The sequence below is a fragment of the Ruegeria sp. 6PALISEP08 genome (genome assembly GCF_001238295.1).
Taxonomy (GTDB): Bacteria; Pseudomonadota; Alphaproteobacteria; order Rhodobacterales; family Rhodobacteraceae; genus Ruegeria.
The window spans coordinates 52,791-72,440 of sequence record NZ_LGXZ01000004.1 but is presented as its reverse complement, the minus strand read 5'-3'; the positions used below and the strand labels follow the sequence as shown (position 1 = coordinate 72,440).

The 19,650-nt window shown below is 56.9% G+C and carries 17 protein-coding genes; 7 read left to right on the top strand and 10 right to left on the bottom strand.

Annotated elements, in window-relative coordinates; all coding sequences use genetic code 11:
- Window positions 1–67: 67 nt before the first annotated feature.
- From ALB80_RS07515 to ALB80_RS07505, 3 genes are read right to left on the bottom strand one after another with little or no spacing between them, the layout of a single operon-like run.
- Complete coding sequence (locus ALB80_RS07515; RefSeq protein ID WP_050603439.1) at window positions 68–1,108, bottom strand: lipocalin-like domain-containing protein; 1,041 nt, start codon at window positions 1,106–1,108, stop codon at window positions 68–70.
- Window positions 1,098–3,512, bottom strand: a complete 2,415-nt coding sequence (locus ALB80_RS07510; protein ID WP_050603438.1) for an ABC transporter permease — start codon at window positions 3,510–3,512, stop codon at window positions 1,098–1,100. The genes ALB80_RS07515 and ALB80_RS07510 overlap by 11 nt, the downstream gene beginning before the upstream one ends.
- Window positions 3,509–4,156 carry an ABC transporter ATP-binding protein gene (locus tag ALB80_RS07505; RefSeq protein WP_050603437.1) on the bottom strand — a complete coding sequence of 216 codons (648 nt, stop codon included), beginning with the start codon at window positions 4,154–4,156 and terminating at the stop codon, window positions 3,509–3,511. The genes ALB80_RS07510 and ALB80_RS07505 overlap by 4 nt, the downstream gene beginning before the upstream one ends.
- 172 nt (window positions 4,157–4,328) lie before the next feature.
- Between ALB80_RS07505 and ALB80_RS07500 the strand changes: the two genes are divergently transcribed.
- Window positions 4,329–4,763, top strand: coding sequence for an ion channel (locus ALB80_RS07500; RefSeq protein WP_050603436.1), 435 nt, complete (start codon window positions 4,329–4,331; stop codon window positions 4,761–4,763).
- Here the strand turns inward: ALB80_RS07500 and cls are convergent.
- The 3 genes from cls to ALB80_RS07485 form a co-directional block, all read right to left on the bottom strand.
- Window positions 4,760–6,172, bottom strand: a complete 1,413-nt coding sequence (gene cls / locus ALB80_RS07495; protein ID WP_050603435.1) for a cardiolipin synthase — start codon at window positions 6,170–6,172, stop codon at window positions 4,760–4,762. The genes ALB80_RS07500 and cls overlap by 4 nt on opposite strands.
- 24 nt (window positions 6,173–6,196) lie before the next feature.
- Window positions 6,197–7,186: an HAD family phosphatase gene (locus ALB80_RS07490; protein ID WP_050603434.1), complete on the bottom strand. Its 990-nt coding sequence runs from the start codon at window positions 7,184–7,186 to the stop codon at window positions 6,197–6,199.
- 99 nt (window positions 7,187–7,285) lie between these two features.
- The gene (locus ALB80_RS07485) at window positions 7,286–8,887 is read right to left on the bottom strand and encodes an arylsulfatase (RefSeq protein ID WP_050603433.1); all 1,602 of its coding nucleotides are present in this window, start codon (window positions 8,885–8,887) and stop codon (window positions 7,286–7,288) included.
- Between the two features lie 209 nt (window positions 8,888–9,096).
- On the opposite strand from ALB80_RS07485, the gene ALB80_RS07480 reads away from it, so the two are divergent.
- Window positions 9,097–9,765: a Crp/Fnr family transcriptional regulator gene (locus tag ALB80_RS07480; RefSeq protein WP_050603432.1), complete on the top strand. Its 669-nt coding sequence runs from the start codon at window positions 9,097–9,099 to the stop codon at window positions 9,763–9,765.
- A 13-nt stretch (window positions 9,766–9,778) separates the two neighbouring features.
- Here the strand turns inward: ALB80_RS07480 and ALB80_RS07475 are convergent, their stop codons facing one another.
- Both ALB80_RS07475 and ALB80_RS07470 read right to left on the bottom strand, forming a co-directional pair.
- Window positions 9,779–10,888 (bottom strand): acetoin utilization protein AcuC, encoded by a 1,110-nt coding sequence (locus ALB80_RS07475; protein ID WP_050603431.1) that lies wholly within the window; start codon window positions 10,886–10,888, stop codon window positions 9,779–9,781.
- Between the two features lie 3 nt (window positions 10,889–10,891).
- Window positions 10,892–11,977: an AI-2E family transporter gene (locus ALB80_RS07470; protein ID WP_050603430.1), complete on the bottom strand. Its 1,086-nt coding sequence runs from the start codon at window positions 11,975–11,977 to the stop codon at window positions 10,892–10,894.
- A gap of 169 nt (window positions 11,978–12,146) precedes the next feature.
- On the opposite strand from ALB80_RS07470, the gene ALB80_RS07465 reads away from it, so the two are divergent.
- The 3 genes from ALB80_RS07465 to ALB80_RS07455 all read left to right on the top strand — a co-directional run bounded on the left by ALB80_RS07465 (window position 12,147) and on the right by ALB80_RS07455 (window position 15,183).
- On the top strand, window positions 12,147–13,013 hold the full coding sequence (locus ALB80_RS07465) for a YihY/virulence factor BrkB family protein (RefSeq protein WP_050603429.1): 867 nt from the start codon (window positions 12,147–12,149) through the stop codon (window positions 13,011–13,013).
- Complete coding sequence (locus ALB80_RS07460) at window positions 13,010–14,905, top strand: cytochrome c3 family protein (RefSeq protein WP_050603428.1); 1,896 nt, start codon at window positions 13,010–13,012, stop codon at window positions 14,903–14,905. Before ALB80_RS07465 ends, ALB80_RS07460 begins: the two co-directional genes overlap by 4 nt.
- An 86-nt stretch (window positions 14,906–14,991) precedes the next feature.
- Window positions 14,992–15,183, top strand: a complete 192-nt coding sequence (locus ALB80_RS07455) for a hypothetical protein (RefSeq protein ID WP_050603427.1) — start codon at window positions 14,992–14,994, stop codon at window positions 15,181–15,183.
- Here ALB80_RS07455 and ALB80_RS07450 read toward each other — a convergent pair.
- Window positions 15,180–15,902, bottom strand: a complete 723-nt coding sequence (locus ALB80_RS07450; protein ID WP_050603426.1) for an RlmE family RNA methyltransferase — start codon at window positions 15,900–15,902, stop codon at window positions 15,180–15,182. The genes ALB80_RS07455 and ALB80_RS07450 overlap by 4 nt on opposite strands.
- Window positions 15,902–17,014, bottom strand: a complete 1,113-nt coding sequence (locus tag ALB80_RS07445) for a Ppx/GppA phosphatase family protein (RefSeq protein WP_050603425.1) — start codon at window positions 17,012–17,014, stop codon at window positions 15,902–15,904. Before ALB80_RS07445 ends, ALB80_RS07450 begins: the two co-directional genes overlap by 1 nt.
- A 180-nt stretch (window positions 17,015–17,194) precedes the next feature.
- Here ALB80_RS07445 and ALB80_RS07440 point away from each other — a divergent pair, with 180 nt between their 5' ends.
- Both ALB80_RS07440 and ALB80_RS07435 read left to right on the top strand, forming a co-directional pair.
- Complete coding sequence (locus tag ALB80_RS07440) at window positions 17,195–19,081, top strand: PhoX family phosphatase (RefSeq protein ID WP_050603424.1); 1,887 nt, start codon at window positions 17,195–17,197, stop codon at window positions 19,079–19,081.
- A 247-nt stretch (window positions 19,082–19,328) separates the two neighbouring features.
- The gene (locus ALB80_RS07435; RefSeq protein WP_050603423.1) at window positions 19,329–19,625 is read left to right on the top strand and encodes a virulence factor; all 297 of its coding nucleotides are present in this window, start codon (window positions 19,329–19,331) and stop codon (window positions 19,623–19,625) included.
- Window positions 19,626–19,650 lie beyond the last annotated feature (25 nt).

The following is a 19,650-nucleotide window of genomic DNA, read 5'->3' as shown; positions in this document are numbered from 1 at the left end:
GACCCTGTAACGTTTCCTTGGCCGGGCGTTTATAAGGACCTGGTGTGACAGCGTGGCGACACAAAGATCAGTAGCCGGTCATTTCCAGATAACCGATACCATCATGGCTGCCTGTCACAGTGACAGGGCCTTCCCAATACTCAAAGCGGGTGCCCATCCATGCCTCGGGTGTCAGGGCCAAAACTTCGACATCCACATCTCGGTCCGGCAATGCGATGCGCCAATGCGTCGGCACTGCACGCCCGGCGACCTGATCGGTGCGCAGTGGCGTCATTTGAATGGAACCGTCAGGGATCGTCTCGGTGCTGCCGTCGGCATTGATCCATGTGGCTGAGGTGAAATCGCCCCGCGCCCCACGCAACCGAAAGGCCATCATCTTGTCTCCGCCCTCGAAACTCAGCGAAAACCAATCCCACCCGCTTTGATCCGCAGCCAGAGGTTGCGATGACCATTCGCGGTCCAGCCAGCCTTGACCGGTTACGCGCATATCTCCGTCTGGCAGGCGCAAAGTGCCTTCAACCGCATAGAACGGTTGAGAGTAATAGTAGCTGGCCTGCCCATCAGCGGATTTGACCGAATAGCCTGCATCGCCGTGAAACACCAATGGCCCTTGAGCGGTCAGCGACAGATCATATCCAAAATCTTCTCCGTTAGCCGAAAGGGTCAGTGTGTCGAAATCCGGTCCGGCCATGCGCCATTCGTCGATCCATGCCTCAAAGGGTTGAGCAGTCACACCCGCCTGACCAATCCCACCGCGCGAAAGACGCTCGGCAAAGAAGTGCGCGTCAGGCGTTGTTGTGGCCGCGTGGCCCATCCAGATTTGCGGGCTTTGCCAGCCTTCTGTTTCAAAAGGTTTCAGTGCCGATCGGAACAGGGTCCATTGAATTCCATAGTCGCGCCCATCCTCACCCCTGAGGTTGGCTGTCAGATACCACCATTCGATCCTATAGGCAGGGTGGGGACCATGATCTTTGGGGAAATCAAACGCATACCCTGATTGAGGCTCGTTAAAACCTTCGGCTGATCCGCCCAGACCTGCATATCCCTGTGCCCACAGTGGCAGCGGGAAAGAGATGAATAGGTAGAGCAATAGGGTCTTAACGTTCATTTGCGAACACTTTCAGCAATTCAGCAGGCGGCAGTCGCAGCATACGAAACGCGGGCACCGTCGCGGCGATCAGAGCGGCCAATAGTGTCAGCAGGAACAACCACAGCCAATCCCATGGGAAGATGAACATCGGCAGACGCCAACCGAAGGCTTGCACATTGATAACCGCCAGAAGAACCCAAGCCAGAACCAAGCCCAGCGGCAGGGCCAGACACGCGGTCAGCGCTGCCAGCAACACGCTGCGCAAAAGCTCCAGCCGGGCCAATTGCGTGCGGTTCAGACCCAATGCCCAAACGGGGGCGATCTGTGGCAGGCGTTGGGTCCATAAGGTCAATAGACTGGTCAGGATAGCAAAGCCTGCCACGCCAAGGGTCAGAACGTTGAGTGCCGAGGTCACGACAAAAGTTTTTTCAAAGATCGCAAGCGATTGCGCCTTCATCGCGGCTTGCTGCACGACCGTACCTGGCGACAAGTCAAACTGGTCCCGCACGGTTTGTGCCATGGCGGTCGCGTCTTCAGGCGGCATTCTGACGCCAAACCGCCGCGTTTCGGTTCCCGGTGTGATATGGTCCAACTGTGCCATTGAAACGATCGCTTGCCCGGTTGGGTTGCCGTAATCGGAATAGACGCCAGCGATGGGCAGAATGCGTTCAGATGACAGTTTCAGTTCATCGCCGGGCCAAAGAGTTGCGCGTCGCGCCAGTTGTTCGTTGATAAGCACCGCGTCTCCAGCCATCACATCATCCCAAACGGTGGGGGTTGAGGCAATCAATGGCCAGTGCTGCCGATACACGGGATCATCCACCACGCCATACAGGAACAGCGGGCCGGTTTCATGGGACAGTTCCACGTTGCGGATCGGCAGGATGGCATCGACTTGTGGGCGTAACCAGGCGGTGATCGCGTGCGCCTGGTCCGCATCACGCGCGGTCACGTACAGCTCGGAGGTCAGTCGTTGATCCAGCCAGCCGACAAAGGTTAACCGGAAGCTGGACACCATTGTGCCCACGCCGATATTTGCCGCCAGTGCCAGCAAAAGCGCCATCAGGGCCAGAGACAAACCAGGCAATTGCGCCCGCATGTCGGCCCAGACCCATTGGGCAATCGGACCACGCGCCGTGCGTGCCAAGGCAGACAGCGCCATGGCCAAAAGGGCAGGTAACAACAGCGCGGCACCTGTCAGTAGCCCGGCCAGCAAAATAAAACCTGCAACCAGCCCTCCGATACTGACATAAGCCAGCGACCCGCCGACGATCAGGACCAGACCTGTTGCTCCGACGATGCGGCGTGCGCGGGAATTGCTTTGCCACGCCTGTACGCCGGGCCCTTCCAGCAAAGGCATGTTGGACAAACGCCACAGCGCATGACCGCTGGCCAGTAAGGTTCCGAATACCGCCATGGCGAGCCCTGCCAAAACCCACTGCGGTTGCAACGTCAGCTGTCCGGTTACGGGCGCACCATAGAGGCCGCGTAACGTGGCGGCGACGTCAGGCAGCAACGCCCCGGCAAGAAAGAAACCCAGCAGCAATCCAAACCCGCCACCGACTAGCGCCAATACGGTCAGTTCGGTCAGGACCAGCCAAACCAGCCTCTGCATCGACACACCCAACGCACGCAGAGTGCGGATCATGCCGCGCCGCTGCGCAAAGGCCAGACCAACGGTGCCGTTTACAATGAACAGGCCAACGGCAAAGGACAACAGACCAAAGGCCGACAGGTTCAGGTGAAAGCTGTCGGTCAACCGCGCGGTGTCGACTTGTGAGGACGGGCTCACACGTTCAAGTTCCGGCGCGATTTGAGATAACGGCGGCAGGTCGCGCGGTTGGATTGGCAGCAAAACAAGCCTCGAGATGACGCCCGGTTGATTCAGAAGCCGCTCGGCCACGCCGATGTCAGTCAGGATAACGTCGGTGGGTAGGGCCGAGGTGGTCAGAATAGGGGGCAGGTTGATCTGATCCTGCAGCAGTGGCTCCAATTCCGGAGATGCAAGTACACGACCCGGAGCGGTCAGCATGTCGGCAGGCTCAGGCGGTGCCGTGCTTTGTTCCGCTTCGGTCACGCCCGGCAAGGCCGGGTAGGCAACCATGTCCACGCCCATCAGGCGCAAGGTCCGCCCGCTGACCCGGTAAGGACCTTCCAGAACCGCAGCGACCTGCCAACCCGCGCGACGCAGGTCGACATAGCGAGAGATCGGAATCGGGCCCGACGGGTCACGCAGCTCGTCAAATTGCCCAATTGCCAGTTGAGCATTGGCACGTGCATAGCTGGCGCGCGCCTCGGCGTTGATGGCTTGCACAGCCGACCATAATCCGGTGGCCAAAGCGATGCCGATCAGCAGGGTCGCCAGTTGTAATCGATGCGCCCGCCAATGGGACAGAAGCGCCTGAATGACGGCCCGTGTCATTGAATGCGCCCGCCGGTCAGTCTGACCTGGCGGTCCAAACGCGCGGCGATCTGCTGTGAATGCGTCACCAGCAATAACGCCGCCCCGGTATCGGCCACAAGCGTCAACATCAGGTCGAGCACAGTTGCGCTGGCGGTTTCATCCAGATTGCCTGTCGGCTCGTCCGCCAATAATAGCTTGGGGCGTGCGGCCATGGCCCGCCCGATGGCAACCCTTTGTTGTTGACCGCCCGACAGGTTCTCGGGGTAGCGATCGCGTAACTCCGACAGGCCCAGACGTTCAGCCAAATGGGTGTTCCATGCAGGATCTTCGACACCGGCAAGACGGGCGTGAAACGACAGGTTCTGCGCGACGGTCAGGGATGGGATCAGGTTGAATTGTTGAAACACCAGCGACACCTGCTTGCGCCTCAACTCGGCCCGCCCTGCATCGTCCAAAGGAGATAAGGCCGTGCCGTCGAGCGTGATCTCTCCACCATCAAAACTGTCCAGGGCTGCAGCGAGGTTCAGTAAGGTGCTCTTCCCGCTGCCGCTTTCCCCGGTCAGCGCCAGCGTTTGCCCCTGATCCAGAACCAGCGATACATCGCGCAGAACAGGCCGTCCGCCGCGGTAGGTTTTCTGAACACGGTCGATGGTTAACAACATGGTCTGCCCTTTTTCTTCACAGGATGTGCGTCAGACTTCCAGACTGTCCAGTGTGGACCAACGCCCGGTTCCATTCGCCGCAGGTTAAATCGCTTCGGGCCGGGCTTGTGCCTTCCTGCCCAAGCCGTCATTCTGCGCCGATGATCCACTGCCGTAAATCAGGACGAAAAACATGACGTTGCTGCATCAGATCATTTGGGGCAGTACCTTTTTGGGTATCTGCTTTGTGATCGAGATCCTTCTGCTGACCTGGTGTACCGTCACGATCATAAAATGGGATAAAAAATGGTCCAATAAAGGGGTGTTTTTCGCAACCGCCGCACCCATTGCCGTGTCTTTGGCGTTCATCATTGCGACACATACGATTCAAGTCTGGATATGGGCCATCGTGTGGGTGCTGCTTGAGGTTTTGCCGGATTGGAACACGGCCATCTATTTCTCGCTGGTGACATTCACAACACTGGGCTACGGCGACATCGTTTTGGGTGAAGGTTTGCGCATCTTCGGTTCATTTGCCTCGGTTGCCGGTCTGTTGGCCTTTGGTCTGTCGACCGCATATCTGGTGGCCATGATGACCCGCGTCTTTCAAGAGAAGTTCTTTACCTAGAGAATCGGAGCAAACAACCGCGCCAGTGGGGCACCAAACCGGATATGCGCCGGTTGTTGTGCCAACCTGCGGGTCAGCTCATAGCTGGCTTCGAAATCCTTTCTTAGCATTTGATCGACGGCCAAAGTTGCGCGCGCATCGAAGAACAAGGCCATGGCTTCGAAATTCAGGCGGAAGGATCGGTTGTCCAGATTAGTGGTGCCAACGGCCGCCAAAGTGTCGTCCACGACAAACACCTTTTGATGCATGAACCCGTCTGTGTACCGATACACCCGCACGCCGCAATCGCGAATTTCGTCGAAATAGGCAAAAGCGGCCAGCCAGGGCAGGCGGTGGTCGATGACATCCGGGACAAGAATACGCACATCCACGCCCCGCATCGCCGCGTGTTGCAGGGCTGTCATGATGTCGATGTCTGGCACAAAATAGGGGGAGGCGATCCAAAGCCGCTCTTTCGCCTCGGCGATGGCTGAAAAGAACAACATCGCGCCGGTTTCGGTGTCATCTCCGGGTCCGGTTGCGACCAGCAACGCGTTCATGTTCTGCTCTGACTCGCTCCCGGCCCAGTCGAGATCGTCGATCAGATCCTCGTCGCGGGCCCAGTGCCAATCTTCCGTAAAGATAAGCTGCAATTGCCGGACAATGTGTCCGGTCATCTTGATATGCGTGTCCCGCCAATGGCCGAAATGCGGGTCTTGCCCCAGATACTCGACTCCGATGTTGTGACCACCGATGAAACCGGTTTCCCCGTCGATGATCACAGTCTTGCGGTGGTTGCGGTAGTTCAGTTGAAACCGGAAGTTCGGCCCGCGCTGCTGTCGCGGGTCCGCCACGTCAATTCCCGCATCCCGCATGGAGTCCAAGTACGTACTGGGCAAACCATAACTGCCCACGGCGTCGGTCATGAAACGGACGTGAACACCCCGTTTGGCTGCCTCCATAAGTTTGGATTGAAGCTCTTGGCCCAGAGTGTCGTCGCGGACGATGTAGAACTGAATGAGAATATAATTCTGGGCGCTGTCGATAGCTTGAAAAATCGCATCGAATGTGGCCTGACCATCGACCAGAAGCTGAGCGCCGTTACCGCTGGAGACCGGTAGATGTGCCAAATACTCAAACGGACGCGGATTAAGCGACATCGTGTCCGGATCAGGTCGCGAGTAGTCGGCAAAGGTTTTGATCCCCTCGACAACCCGCTCGCTTTGCTGGCGTGCAATACGATAGCCGCGAAACCTGTGATGTCCCAGAAACAGATACAATGGCACCGCAAAAAACGGGGCAGAGATCAGAAAGACAACCCATCCAACTGCACCTTGTGGTGTGCGCGCGGTTTGTGCCGCGCGGACTGAAAACACAAAAGCAGTGGCGTAAAGCGCAAAAACAAAGACGGAAACAAGCACTGTCCACATGAGGTCTTAAGCCTTTCTGGCCGTTCAGTTTCCTCCAGTGTAGACCCGTGACCAGTCATTCGCCATATCGACTATGACCCAGCCTTTGTTTGGCCCCTGATCCAGACCGTCAACCAGTTTTCCAACCGGGCTTTCGCGGTCATAGGCCCATTCACGCTTGTCGTCTGTGTGGTGGATCAGGATGCCCAGACGTGGCCCATCACCCGAGGTGGTCCAGTCAAGCATCGCGAAATCCCCGTCCGAGTTGCCTCCGGCCAGAATGGGGCGCTTGCCGATGGTGCGTTCGATGTTGATCGGTTTGCCGTCCTTGTCATCGATAAAAGCAATGCCCGGGGCCTTGATCACAGTCGGGACACCATCGACATCTTCGAAAGTCGAATTTCCGTAGGTGCCCAGAATCTGCTCTGGCGGAATGCCATAAGCCTGTTCAGCGAAGACTCGCATGAAATGAATGCCGCCGCCTGAGACAATGTAGGTTTTGAACTCTTCATCCCGTAGATAGCGCAACAGTTCGACCATGGGTTGATAGGTCATCTGATCATAAGGCAAACCGGTGTCCGGGTGTCGGGTCGATGCCAACCATTCGGCGACTTGCGTCTGAAACTCCTCGACGCTGGTTCCGGAATGGGATGCGTTGACGACTTCGATCAACGCATCGTGACCGCCTTGAAGAATGGTCGCAAGATCACCTTCGGCAGCGGCTTTCAAAGCAGGTGTGGACAGGATCGAAGGATCCTGTTCCGCCAACTCAGACAGCCTGTCCATGGCGAAAATGAACTGGAAATACACCGGCTGTTCAGCCCAGAGTGTTCCGTCATTGTCGAATACTGCGATCCGGGCTGCCGGGGTTACATAGCTTGCGTTTTCAGGGTCCGTCACCGCCTCGACAAATTCAACGATACGGTCCCGCGTTTCCGAGTTCGCCCATGAGGGCAGCGGATCTGCGAATGCCGTGACGCTTGCAAATCCACTCAGTAAGGCTGCAACAGCCAAGGCTAGGGGCGCTCTTGTCATTGCTTGTTTCCTTTGACGCATGTTTTGGCAAAAAATACCGTGGTTAAAACAAGAAACCCGCAGCGCCGTTCAGGTGCTGCGGGTTCAGGTGTCGCGAATTTACTTGGAGCCGACCTGACTGAAGATCTTGTCCTTGGCGTCGCCAATCGTGAAGCTGCCCGGCTTCTGACGCGGCGGGAACTCTTCGAAGGTTTCCAGGAACTGGCCCACATATTCTGCCGCAGGCAGCAGCAGATAAACACGGTCTATGTACCAATCCCAATAGGTGTTGGAAGTGATATTGGCCCGCTCGTACGGATCGCGGCGAAGGTTGAAGAGCAACGGAATACGCAGTTCGGTCCAGGGCTCAGCCCAAGCGCGCAAAGTCTGCGGATAGCGGTGCTCCAGAAACACTGCTTTCCAGTCATCATAACGCAACGCAGTCAGGTCACCATCGTCAGAGAAGTAGAAAATCTCGTGACGTGGGCCTTCATTTGTTTCACCGGTCAAGTACGGCAGGAAGTTGTATCCATCCAAATGCACTTTGTAGTCTCGTCCGCCGCCAACTTCGGCCACGGTGATCCCTTCAAGCAGCTGTTCCTTGATGTCTGGATTTCCCGCAACCGCCAAATAGGTCGGCAACCAGTCCATGTGATGCATGATCTCGTTGCTGACTGTGCCGGCGTCGATTTTGCCGGGCCAGCGTACCATTGACGGCACACGCCAACCGCCTTCGTAGTTGGTGTTCTTTTCACCACGGAACGGTGTCATTGCCGCATCCGGCCAAGTGTTCATGTGCGGGCCGTTGTCGGTGGAATAATGTACGATCGTGTTGTCCGCGATCCCCAGTTCATCCAGCAGGGCAAGGAACTGGCCGATATGCATGTCATGCTCGATCATCCCTGCTTGGTACTCATCCATATGCTTGCCGGCGATTTCGTCGGCTTTTGCGCGCATCTCGTCTTTGACATGAGTGCGGAAGTGCATTCTGGTGCCGGACCACCATACAAACCACGGAACACCTTCTTCCGTCTTGCGCGCAATGAACTCGAGCGCGGCCGCAACCGTTTCGTCATCCACCGTTTCCATGCGCTTTTTGGTCAATGGGCCGGTGTCTTCGATCATTCCGTCAGCACTGGATTTTATGACCCCGCGCGGACCGAACCGTTCGCGGAATTCCGGGTTTTGGGGGTAGTCTTCGTTTTCAGGCTCTTCCTCGGCGTTCAGGTGGTAGAGATTTCCGAAAAACTCATCAAACCCATGATTGGTCGGCAACATCTCGTCCCGATCGCCCAAGTGGTTCTTACCAAACTGACCGGTTGCATAGCCTTGAGCTTTTAGTAGGCCGGCAATCGTTGGATCTGCAACCTGCATGCCCTCTTTCGCGCCCGGCAAGCCAACTTTGGACAGTCCGGTACGGAACACAGACTGGCCCATAATGAACGAGGACCTGCCAGCCGTACAGGATTGTTCACCGTAGTAGTCGGTGAAGATCATGCCTTCCTTTGCAACCCTGTCGATATTGGGTGTCTGATATCCCATCAGACCCATGGTATAGGCAGAGATGTTGGATTGACCGATATCGTCGCCCCAAATCACAAGAATATTGGGTTTCTGGTCCTGCGCCCACGCGGGCAGAGCCAGCGCCAACGCAACGGATGCCACGGCAAACCGGCGCAACCCGATGCGCCACGTATCGGTTAAGGAACGGGGTGGTGACATGATGTGCTCCTGATCTGAGCGAGCCACGAGGCTCGGAGTACGAAAGAAAAAGCCAACCTTCGAAATATTTGAAGAACGCGGCTGTAAATTATTGATTCCCATCTGAAATAAACGGAAGACGACAGGAATCAAACACGCTTAGTCTAAGTCAGTTCTGATGCTATAAACTCATCATATGATTATATTGCGAAATACTTATGTGAGGATGAATGGAGATTCTGAAGCAGTTGCAAGACACAGGGTGGTTCCGCGAGCGTTCGGCGGTTTTTCAGACCGATTTGGCGGCGTGCGGGATAGCAAAATCCGTCGAAGCATTTGAAACCCTTTATCATTTTGGCGATCCGGCAAACGGTGTCTATGCGATCCTCAGCGGTGGTGTTCAGATCACCGCCCCGGCAGATGACGGCCATGAATTTGTGCTGCATCGCGAAGGCGCGGGGTTCTGGATTGGCGACTTGGCTCTGTTTGCAGGTGCGTTAAGACTGGTCAGTGTGATCACCACGCAGGCGACGCAGGCGGTGTTCTTTCCAAACGCGCGCATCATGCGGATGGTGCAGAACAACCCCGAATATATCCGCGATTTCTATGCGCTGACCCACGACAACATGCAAACCGCCTTGCGGATCATGGCCAACCTTGCAGTCACAGGCACCGAGAAACGGTTGGTTCTGCGCTTACTGCATCTGGATGAGGGGACCGCGAAGAACGAGGATTGGATTGTCGTGTCGCAAGACGAACTGGCAGCCATGATTGCTGTGTCGCAGCCGACTTTGCACAGAAACCTGCACCGGCTGGTGGATCTGGGCCTGATCGAGCTAGGCTATGGCCGTGTACGACTGCTGGACCGGCGCGCGTTGATCGCCAGTTGTCAGACCTGATTACTGCGGTCCTTTACGAAATTCGCTTCGACAAATAGGTCAGATCTCTTTTCAACTCAGGTCTGATTTCACCCCAATTCGGGCTGTCTTTGAGTGTTTCGATCCAATGGCGCGGAGGGTTTTTTCCGGCAGAACGCGACCACGTCAGAGATTCAAGAATGGTCTGTGCCTCTGCGCTCAAAACTTCTGGAACATCATATCCGTTCAGTGTTGCCCAGACGCCGGACCACAAGCGCGCAACAGACCAGGGGTTGTAACCGCCGCCGCCCAAAACCAGAAAACGGGGTGCCATGTCTCGCAAACTGGCAACGGCGTGCCAATGCGCGTTGTTTGACAGGGCCAACCGTGACAGGGGGTCCTCGGCCACCGCATCCGCGCCGCATTGCAGGACGATGGCTTGGGGCTTGAACACTTCGGTGGCGGGAAGGATCAACTGTTCCAGGATCATGCGGAATTCGTCGTCGTTCAAATTCCGATCAACTGGCAGATTGAATGCGGCCCCGCCTGCGTCATCGTCGAGAGTTCCGGTAAAGGGCCATCGCCGCGCTTCGTGCAGGGAAATCATGCGCAGTTTTGTTGAGCCGTGAAAGGCGGCTTCGACCCCGTCACAGTGATGGGCATCAATGTCGATATAGACCACGCGATCCAGCCCCGCATTCAACAGCGTTTGGATCGCGAGCACCGGATCGTTGAGATAGCAGAACCCGTTGGCCCGACCTGCCAGACCATGATGCGTGCCGCCAGCCGGGTTGAAAGCGATTCCGCCGTCGCGGATCAGTTCCGCCGCCAGCATCGAACCGCCAGCCGCCGTGGCCGGGCGTCGGTACATTTCCGCAAACACCGGGTTAGACAATGTCCCCAGACCGTATTGCTCCCGAGTTTTGTCCGTAACGTACTGCTCCTGTTCCGCCTTTTGCAGCGCGGCTATGTAGTCCGGGGTATGAAACGTCTCTAACGCGCTGGGTTTCGCGCAGGGGCTGACCCGGTAGTTCTGGGGCGTCACCCAGCCCAGCGCGCGGCAGAGGTCAATTGCGGTTGAAACCCTTGGAATGGCCAGCGGGTGTTTCGAGCCGTAGGTGGAGTTGCGGTAGATTTCCGATCCGATGAACAGGGGCTTCTGCATGGTTCAGCGGGCAGGGGCCTGACGGTTGTCTTCGCCCAACCTGCCATCCAGCGACATCAGTATCGCAACCGGGCGCAACGCGGGAATGTGACTGAATACGATGAGAATACACACGGTCAGAGGGACACTCAGGAAAGCTCCGATCAGGCCCCAGACAGTGGTCCAGAACGTCAAGGCCAGAATAACCAGAAAGGTCGACATGTTCAGCGACCGGCCCAGCATCGCCGGATCAAGGAAGTTGCCGATCAGAAACTGCAATGTTCCGCAGCCGAAGATGATGATTAGAAACGGGGCAATCGAGTCGAACTGAACCAGCGAAATCATGGCTGGAAAGAACACGGCGATGATTGATCCGATGGACGGGATGAAGTTCAGCGCAAAGGTAAGAACGGCCCAGGTTTCCGCATACTCCAGCCCCAGAGTGCGAAATACAGTATAGCTGATGGCTGCGGTAATCAGGCTGATCAGTGTTTTGACACCGACATAGCGCTGAAGGCTGACCGAGATTGCGTCCAACATCGTCGAAAACTCGGCTCCGGTTTTGGGGTCTCCGGCGGCCAGTTGTATCTTATTGCGAAAGGCCAAGCGCTCGGCCATCAGGAAGGCGACATAGAGGCTGATCAGAAAGAACTGGTTCAGCAGCGACGTGGCGCTGCCCAGAAGCAGGCGACCGACAAAGTTCATGTCGATATTGACCAGATTGTCCCGAATGAACCTGGTCACGTCATTGCCAACCAAGCCGGTAACGCGTTCAACCGCTCCGTCGAACTGGTTTTCATAGGTGCTGATCGACCGCGCAAACTGCGTGGCCTGACTGCCCAGCACGTACATGATCATAAACAAACCCACCAGAACCACTGTGACACCGGCGATATTGGCCAGCCAGACCGGTGCACGGGTCAGGGCCACAACACGGTCGCTCAGCGCGATGATCAGGACATTGATCAAAAGCGCCATGGCCAGCGGGATCAAAAAGGCCGCCCCGGCATAAAGGCCCAGCACAATCAGTGTTGCGATGATGCATGTGTCGCGAACAACGGACAATCGCAACCTGGGTCGAACATCGGTGTCACTCTGATCCGGGGTCATTTGCCCTCCTGTGTGTTCGACGAGGCTTGGGCCGCTACGGCCCTGAGTTGCCCAATCCTGCACGTGCGGCTGGTTGGATGCAACGTGTTCGCCGCCCCATCGGCCGCTTTTGTCACTTTGGTACCGATGACGGGTTCTGTGTTTTATTTCGGCGGGTTAGGGTTGCAGGATGACCGAAATTGCGAATCCCCTGTTTGGCCGGCTTGTTCAGGCCCTGTGGCTGGCTCTGCACCGGTTCGGCAGAAAGAACGGAGCCGTCATGAGCAGCCATGTCGCCATGTCCCTGATGATGGCGTTGTTTCCTTTTGTGCTGTTCACTGTCGCGTTGGCCGGCGCACTGTCGCAGGGCTATATGACCGATGAGTTGATCGAGTTGCTTTTTGGCGCTTGGCCCAAAGATGTCGCCGATCCCATTGTGGCTGAACTGCGCGCGGTTCTGGCCGGATCGGGCACGGGGGTCATCACTTTGGGCGGTCTGCTCGCGATCTATTTTGCCTCAAACGGAGTGGCGGCAGTACGTGCAGCCATGAACCAAGCGTATCACGATCAGGATAGCTGGCCGTTTTGGAAAACGCGGCTTCTGTGTCTGGTGCTGGTTATCCTAGGGGGTGCCGCCATCCTAATCATCGCCACGGTAGAGGTGATCTTGCCGGTCTACACCAATCTTGTGGCAGAGCATACGGACGTGGCCGTAACACAATGGCTGTCGGTGGATCGCCTGCGCTGGACATTTACCGTGGCTGTTCCGGTGGGTACGGTCCTGCTGGCGCATCTGATTCTGCCGACGCGCCGGCACAGCCTGCCGCAAATTCTGCCAGGGGTGATACTCACCTTGACTTTGTGGGCGGCAGGAGGATGGGCGTTTTCGATCTATATCAGCCAATTTGCCACCTATAGCGCCACGTATGCAGGACTGGCTGGTGCTATGGCGGCGCTGATCTTTCTATATCTGTGTTCGGCGATGCTGATCCTTGGGGCGGAATACAATGGTGCGTTGATCGACCTGAAAAACGCAGCAGACGGGAGCAAGTCATGAGAAATGTAGCTCTTTCTTTCTGCCTGATGCTGGCAGGCGGGGCACAGGCCCAAAATTATGTCGGTTCGGAACAATGCACAGACTGCCATCAGGAAGAAGCCGAGGCCTGGGCCACCTCACACCACGCGCTGGCCTGGACGGATGTAGATGACGGCGCGCTGGTCGCAGATTTTGACGGCACCCAGTTTTCCCTTGAGGGGATGAAAGTTGAGTTCGGCGAAGACGCAGGTAAATACACGGCACGTGTCACCGAACTGGACGGTGTGACAACAGACTACGATGTGCATTCCGTCGTCGGGATTGAACCATTGCAGCAATACCTTTTCGAAACCGAACCGGGGCGTCTGCAAAGCTTTGACGTGGTCTGGGATACCGAGCGCAAGCAATGGTATCATCTCTATCCCGATCAGGACTTGCCACCGGATGACGGGTTGCATTGGACGGGTCCTTACAAGAATTGGAACAGCCGCTGCGCCGAATGCCATGCCACAGGGTTTGAAAAGAGCTATTTTCCTCAATCCAGAACCTATTCGTCGCAACAGGTTGAGATCGGCGTCGGGTGCGAAGCCTGTCACGGTCCGGGCTCCGCGCATATCGATTGGGTAAACGGGCAGGGCACTTCTGAAAATCTTGGACCGGCAGGTTTTCTGATGAACTGGGGCAAAGGCCAGACTGAGGCAGAAATTCAGCAATGTGCCGGGTGCCATTCCCGACGTGAGGCGCATGGCGACGGAAACCCGGTGCCCGGCACCCCGTTTCACGACGCTTACAACCTGGCTCTGTTGCGCCCTGGATCCTACCACCCGGACGGGCAGATATTGGATGAGGTGTATGTCTATGGCTCGTTCCTGCAATCCAAGATGTATGCGCAGGGCGTCGGGTGCATGAACTGTCATGAGGCCCACAGCGCCGGGTTGAAGGCGGAAGGGAACGGTGTTTGCACTCAGTGTCATTCCCCAGCAGGGAACCCGGACTTTCCGACGCTTACAGCAAAAGAATACGACACACCCGCGCATCACCAACATCCAGAAGGCAGTGACGGCGCGCAGTGCAAAAGCTGCCACATGATCGAGCGGGTCTATATGGGCGTAGATGGGCGTCGCGATCATAGCTTCCGCATCCCAAGGCCCGATCTGGGGTTGGGCGTCGATGCTTGCACCGATTGTCATGAAGATCAGGATCAGGACTGGGCAGCAAATCAGATCGAAGGGTGGTTCCCGGACGCCTCACACCGAGACCCGCATTTTGGTACGGTCTTCAAAGCCGCGTTTGAGGGCAGGCTGGACTCGCCCGAAGGTTTGCTTGCCGTTGCGATGGACACGTCAAATGCGGGGATTGTGCGGGCAACGGCCGCCTATTTGCTGCAACCCTTCGCTTCTCCGGATTTGGCTCAGGCGACTGCCTCATTGTTGCAAGATGATGATCCCCTGATCCGCGCAAATGCAGCGGCCTTGCAGCGTCAGGCCAGCCCTTCCGAACAGGTGCAGCGATTGGAACCATTGTTGTCCGACCCGCTGCGCAATGTGCGCATCGCTGCCGCGAAAGAATTCCTGACGATACCGCCGCAAGCTCTTTCACCCCAGCAACAAACGCTGGCCGGACAGGGCATGTCAGAGTGGCAGCAGGCGATTGCGAACAGATTGGATTTCCCGGAAACCCATCTTGTTTTGGGGGGCATGGCTTTGACGCTACGCAATGCGCCTGCTGCAGAGCAGGCCTTTCGAGAAGTCGTAACTTTAGACCCGCAAAGAGGCGAAGCGTGGCCCATGTTGGTGCAACTGGCGCAAATAAATCGCGGTCCTGATGCTGCGCGTATGGTGCTGAGTGAGGCTTTGAATCTGTTGCCAAATGACCCGAACCTGCAGCAGTTATCGCAACAGCTTGGCCCCTGATCCGGCACATCCCCGCCCGAATTGCTCCATCTTCACGGCAGAATTTCACGCTACAGACATTACAAATGTGTGTTCAGAGGTGAATTATGTCCAAAGAAACCAAGCAACAGAGGATGCAGGGTTTAAGTTCGGTTTCGCTTGCCCAGCGGATTGAAGAGCTACGTGGGCGGGCGGCACTTTACGTGTCTCATGGCGATACGCTGATGTTGCAGGGTATGGCTGCAGCGTCTTTACGCGAGCAATGCCTGACCCAGGATCGCATTACGCTCGAAGATTAACTTCGCCCTCGAAATCCAGTTGCTACAACAAATTTTTCCGAACTGTCTGAGCGCGATGCAGGCGGTTTGACATGAGCGACCTTCTGGAACTTCTGCTTAAGGAGTTTTTGAAGATCACCTTCCGCACCCCCGGCCAGAACCTTGGCGACGAACGTGCCGCCTTCTTCCAGCACGTCAAAAGCGAAATAGGCGGCGGTTTCGCACAGCGCCATGATTCGCATGTGATCTGTCTGTTTGTGCCCCGATGATGCGGCAGCCATGTCCGACATTACCACATCCGCCTTATCGCCCAACCAATCCTTGACCTTCTGGTCGGCGTCATCCTCCATGAAGTCCAACACATGGATATCGGCCCCGGCGACCGGTTCAACTTCTTGCAGGTCAATGCCCAGCACAGTACCGATCCGCTTGCCCGACTTCTCGCCCAGCGCGTTCACGCGTTTGACAGCCACCTGACACCAGCCGCCGGGTGCACAGCCCAGATCAACCACGCGCGCTCCGGGTACGAGAAAACGGAATTTGTCGTCCAACTCCAGAATCTTATACGCGGCACGTCCACGATAGCCCTCGGATTGAGCACGCTTGACATAAGGATCGTTCAACTGCCGTTCGAGCCAACGGGTCGAGCTGAGCTTGCGCCCGCGCGCCGTCTTGACCTTGACCTTCAGGTCGCGCTGCCCGCGGCCCGAGTTGTTTTTTCCAGTCGGTGTCTTCGCCATCAGAACGGTCCGTCTTCCAATACCCCGTCCGCGCTCATCTGCGCATAAAGCAGGCCTTCGCGCAGCCCACGATCCGCCACGGAAAGGCGGTCGGTGGGCCAGCAGCGTAGCAATGCCTGCAAAATGGCCGAGCCGGACATGATCAGGGCCTGTCGGTCATCCCCAATCCGAGGGTCCCGGCGCCGCCCATGAGGGCCGAGTTCTAAATACCCGCGTATGACTTTGTCAATCTGATCGCTGGTCATCCGCAGGCCGTCCACTTTGGTCCGGTCATACCGCTTGAGCCCCAGATGCGAGGCCGCAACCGTCGTGACCGTGCCGCTGGTGCCGACGATCTGAAACCCTTCGCGGGTTTGTTCGTCTTTGTAGGGCGCAAAATCGGCCAGGTTTTCTTCAAAAAACCAGCTCATCAGGGCGAAGCGGGCCGCATCATCTTCGACGTCGTGGAATTGATCGCGCAAGGTGGCGACACCCAGGGGAACGCTGATCCAGTCCACGACCTTCGCCGCCGGAAATGGGCTGTCGGCTGTGTGAAACCCATTGTGCAAGCGCATGATTGCTGCTGGACGGTCACGTCGCGCAATAGACGAAATGTCGATCCAAACCAACTCGGTCGAGCCGCCACCGATATCCACGACCAACAATTGCTCGGTCTTGGTCGAGACCAGCGGAGCACAGGAAATCACCGCCAAACGCGCTTCTTCCTCGGGCTGGATGATTTCAAGCGTCAGTCCGGTTTCCCGCTTCACCTGTCGGATGAATTCGCGCGAGTTCTTGGCTCGACGGCAGGCTTCGGTTGCGATCAAACGCATCCGTTTGACCTTGTTCCGCTTAAGCTTTTGCTGGCAGATTCGCAGCGCCTGAATGGTGCGCGCCATCGATGACCGCGACAAACGTCCGGTCCGTTCAAGCCCGGCACCCAGTTGCACGGACTTGGAAAAACTGTCTACCACATGGAACCCGCTGCCCTTGGGCTGGGCTATCAACATGCGGCAGCTATTTGTCCCCAGATCCAGCGCCGCATACAACGCATCTGGATCGGGTCTTGCCGGCGCGGGGCTTTCGACCGCTTTCGGGAACGCGCCCGCACCTTTGGGACGCTTGGGCGCCATTATCACGCCCTCCGATTTTCGAGTTAGTTTGACCCTAGGCGGGGGATCGCCGAGGCGCAAGCAAATTCATTTTTGAAATTAACGTGAGTGTCACAAGCCGTTCATACAGAGGTGCGATGGGCATCCACAGAACCCTCTGCAGGATTCTTTAAAAACTTACTGCCAGATACGGAGGTTACCATGAAAGACGATCACACCCTTTCCTTTGATGAGTACGATGAAGTTGTAAATCCACGCCCTGAAGAATGCGAATTTGACCGCGTCGTCGAGCGTGCTTTGTCGCGTCGCGGCTTTATGGGTGGCGTCTTGGCGATGGGCAGTTTCGCTGCCGTTGGCGGCTCGATTCTGCCGACAAGTGCGCGCGCTGCGGCAGACCGTTTCTCGTTCGAAGCGATTCCGGTTTCGACGGCCGACGAAGTGATTGTGCCTTCGGGCTATAAAGCCGAGGTTATGGTACGCTGGGGTGATCCGCTGTGGTCGGATGTGCCTGAATTCGATCATGCCACCCGAGGCACGGCAGCCAGTCAGGAACGCGCCTTTGGCGACAACACGGATGGTCAGGATGTATTCTTCCATGACGGTCATGTTCTGTTGGTTGTGAACAATGAATACACCAACCGCGACATCCTTTGGGGCAACAATCCTGATGCCAAGGCGGCATCTGACGACGACGTTGCCAAAGGCATGATGGCGCATGGTGTTACGGTTGTTGAAATCGTCAACGCGGATGGCGGGTGGGGCATCGTGAAGGACAGTCAGTATAACCGCCGCGTTACACCTCAGACCGACATGACGATCACTGGCCCGGCAGCAGGTCACGACCTTATGAAAACAACCGCCGATCCGTCGGGCACAGCTTGCAAAGGGACCTGGAACAACTGCGGCAACGGCAAGACGCCGTGGGGTACCTATCTGGCCTGTGAAGAGAATTTCAACGGCTACTTCTCGGCTGAGGACGAAAACCACGAAGTGAGCCCGGAACTGAAGCGCTATGGCGTATCAGCCAGCGATTGGGGCTATGGCTGGGCCAGAATTGACGACCGTTTCGACGTTGCTAAAGACCCCAATGAGCCAAACCGCGCTGGTTATGTCGTTGAGATTGATCCGACCGATCCGAATTCGACCCCGCGCAAGCTGACCGCGCTGGGTCGCTTCAAGCATGAGAACGCGGATACTGTGGTCAACAACGACGGTCGCGTTGTGGTGTATATGGGTGATGACGAGCGTGGTGAATTCCTGTACCGCTTCGTTTCCGATGGCGTTTACGCAGCCGGAGTGGACACGAATGCGCTGTTTGAGAATGGCGCGCTTTCGGTGGCCAAGTTCAACGATGATGGCACAGGTGAGTGGCTGGCGCTGACGCCCGAAACCACCGGCCTTGCGTCACAGGCCGAGGTTTGCATCCACACGCGTCAAGGCGCCTCGGTGGTTGGTGCCACGACCATGGACCGTCCGGAATGGGTTGCGTCAAACCCGAACGCGCCAGAAGTCTATTGCTGCCTGACCAACAACAAGAACCGTGGAGTCAAGCCAAACGCCGGGGGCGATGACACTTCGGCCAATGGTCCGAACCCGCGGGACAAGAACAACTACGGTCAGATCGTTCGTTGGCGTCCGGATGGCGGCGACCATACTGCCGCTGGCTTTGGCTGGGATTTGTATGTGCTTGCGGGCAATCCCACTGTGCATGAAGATGCCTATGCCGGGTCCCAGAACGTGAACGCCGACAACATGTTTAACTCGCCCGACGGGTTGAAATTTGACAGCAATGGCCTGCTGTGGATCCAAACCGACGGCAATTATGGCAACGAAGGTGACTTCGCCGGTCAAGGCAACAACCAGATGCTGGCGGGTGATCCAGTCACCGGTGAAATCCGCCGCTTCCTCGTCGGTCCGAACGAATGTGAGATCACCGGCCTAAGCTGGTCGCCGGATCGCCGTGCAATGTTTGTCGGCGTTCAGCACCCGGGCGAAGACGGCAACAGCCACTGGCCCGAGGGCGGCGACTCGGTCCCGCGTTCGGCGATCATCGCCATTACCCGCGAAGATGGCGGTTTGGTTGGTTGAAGCGATCTGACCCCTGAAATCTTGCCTCGGACGGCATTTTCCGTCCGGGGTTTTTCGTTTTTATGCAGCACTTTCATAGAGACGATGAGAAATATGATATGCGCGTTTGCCTGGAAACTGGTTAAAAGCCCGGTACACCACCTTGGGCAAAAACGTCGCTGGAAAAGCGCCGTGTGTCGAAAATCGACCGACCCAAGCCTACATTGAAGTTTAGAACCGGCCCATTGGGTTAGGAGGAATCACAACAATGCCTGACGTCACCATCGTGTACTGGCGCGACATTCCCGCTCAGGTCATCGTCGGCAAAGGCCGTCGTGGCGCAAAGCGGCAGTTGGAAGAACGGTTCGAGCAAGCCATCGACCGTGCCGCAATGAAGGTGAACGCCAAGGACAGTGATGCCTATCTGGCTGAATGGCGCAAGGCCGCACCTTTTGCAGTCGACGGCGATCCGTCCGAGATTGCCGAAGCCGAAGCCGTGCGTCTGGAAACGGAATACGATCAGGACCGCATCAAAGCTCTGATCGCCAACGACGGTTGGGCGTGAGCCCAGACTTTTATGGGAGGCCGAA

Bases quoted from the DNA above. Each gene is read 5' to 3' on its own strand.
- ALB80_RS07475 (WP_050603431.1), bottom strand. From the start codon at position 10,888: ATGCAGAAGCCCCTGTTCATCGGATCGGAAATCTACCGCAACTCCACC.
- ALB80_RS07515 (WP_050603439.1), bottom strand. From the start codon at position 1,108: ATGAACGTTAAGACCCTATTGCTCTACCTATTCATCTCTTTCCCGCTG.
- ALB80_RS07490 (WP_050603434.1), bottom strand. From the start codon at position 7,186: ATGACAAGAGCGCCCCTAGCCTTGGCTGTTGCAGCCTTACTGAGTGGA.
- ALB80_RS07445 (WP_050603425.1), bottom strand. From the start codon at position 17,014: ATGGCGCCCAAGCGTCCCAAAGGTGCGGGCGCGTTCCCGAAAGCGGTC.
- cls (WP_050603435.1), bottom strand. From the start codon at position 6,172: ATGTGGACAGTGCTTGTTTCCGTCTTTGTTTTTGCGCTTTACGCCACT.
- ALB80_RS07440 (WP_050603424.1), top strand. From the start codon at position 17,195: ATGAAAGACGATCACACCCTTTCCTTTGATGAGTACGATGAAGTTGTA.
- ALB80_RS07455 (WP_050603427.1), top strand. From the start codon at position 14,992: ATGTCCAAAGAAACCAAGCAACAGAGGATGCAGGGTTTAAGTTCGGTT.
- ALB80_RS07480 (WP_050603432.1), top strand. From the start codon at position 9,097: ATGGAGATTCTGAAGCAGTTGCAAGACACAGGGTGGTTCCGCGAGCGT.
- ALB80_RS07485 (WP_050603433.1), bottom strand. From the start codon at position 8,887: ATGTCACCACCCCGTTCCTTAACCGATACGTGGCGCATCGGGTTGCGC.
- ALB80_RS07500 (WP_050603436.1), top strand. From the start codon at position 4,329: ATGACGTTGCTGCATCAGATCATTTGGGGCAGTACCTTTTTGGGTATC.
- ALB80_RS07435 (WP_050603423.1), top strand. From the start codon at position 19,329: ATGCCTGACGTCACCATCGTGTACTGGCGCGACATTCCCGCTCAGGTC.
- ALB80_RS07470 (WP_050603430.1), bottom strand. From the start codon at position 11,977: ATGACCCCGGATCAGAGTGACACCGATGTTCGACCCAGGTTGCGATTG.
- ALB80_RS07465 (WP_050603429.1), top strand. From the start codon at position 12,147: ATGACCGAAATTGCGAATCCCCTGTTTGGCCGGCTTGTTCAGGCCCTG.
- ALB80_RS07460 (WP_050603428.1), top strand. From the start codon at position 13,010: ATGAGAAATGTAGCTCTTTCTTTCTGCCTGATGCTGGCAGGCGGGGCA.
- ALB80_RS07505 (WP_050603437.1), bottom strand. From the start codon at position 4,156: ATGTTGTTAACCATCGACCGTGTTCAGAAAACCTACCGCGGCGGACGG.
- ALB80_RS07450 (WP_050603426.1), bottom strand. From the start codon at position 15,902: ATGGCGAAGACACCGACTGGAAAAAACAACTCGGGCCGCGGGCAGCGC.
- ALB80_RS07510 (WP_050603438.1), bottom strand. From the start codon at position 3,512: ATGACACGGGCCGTCATTCAGGCGCTTCTGTCCCATTGGCGGGCGCAT.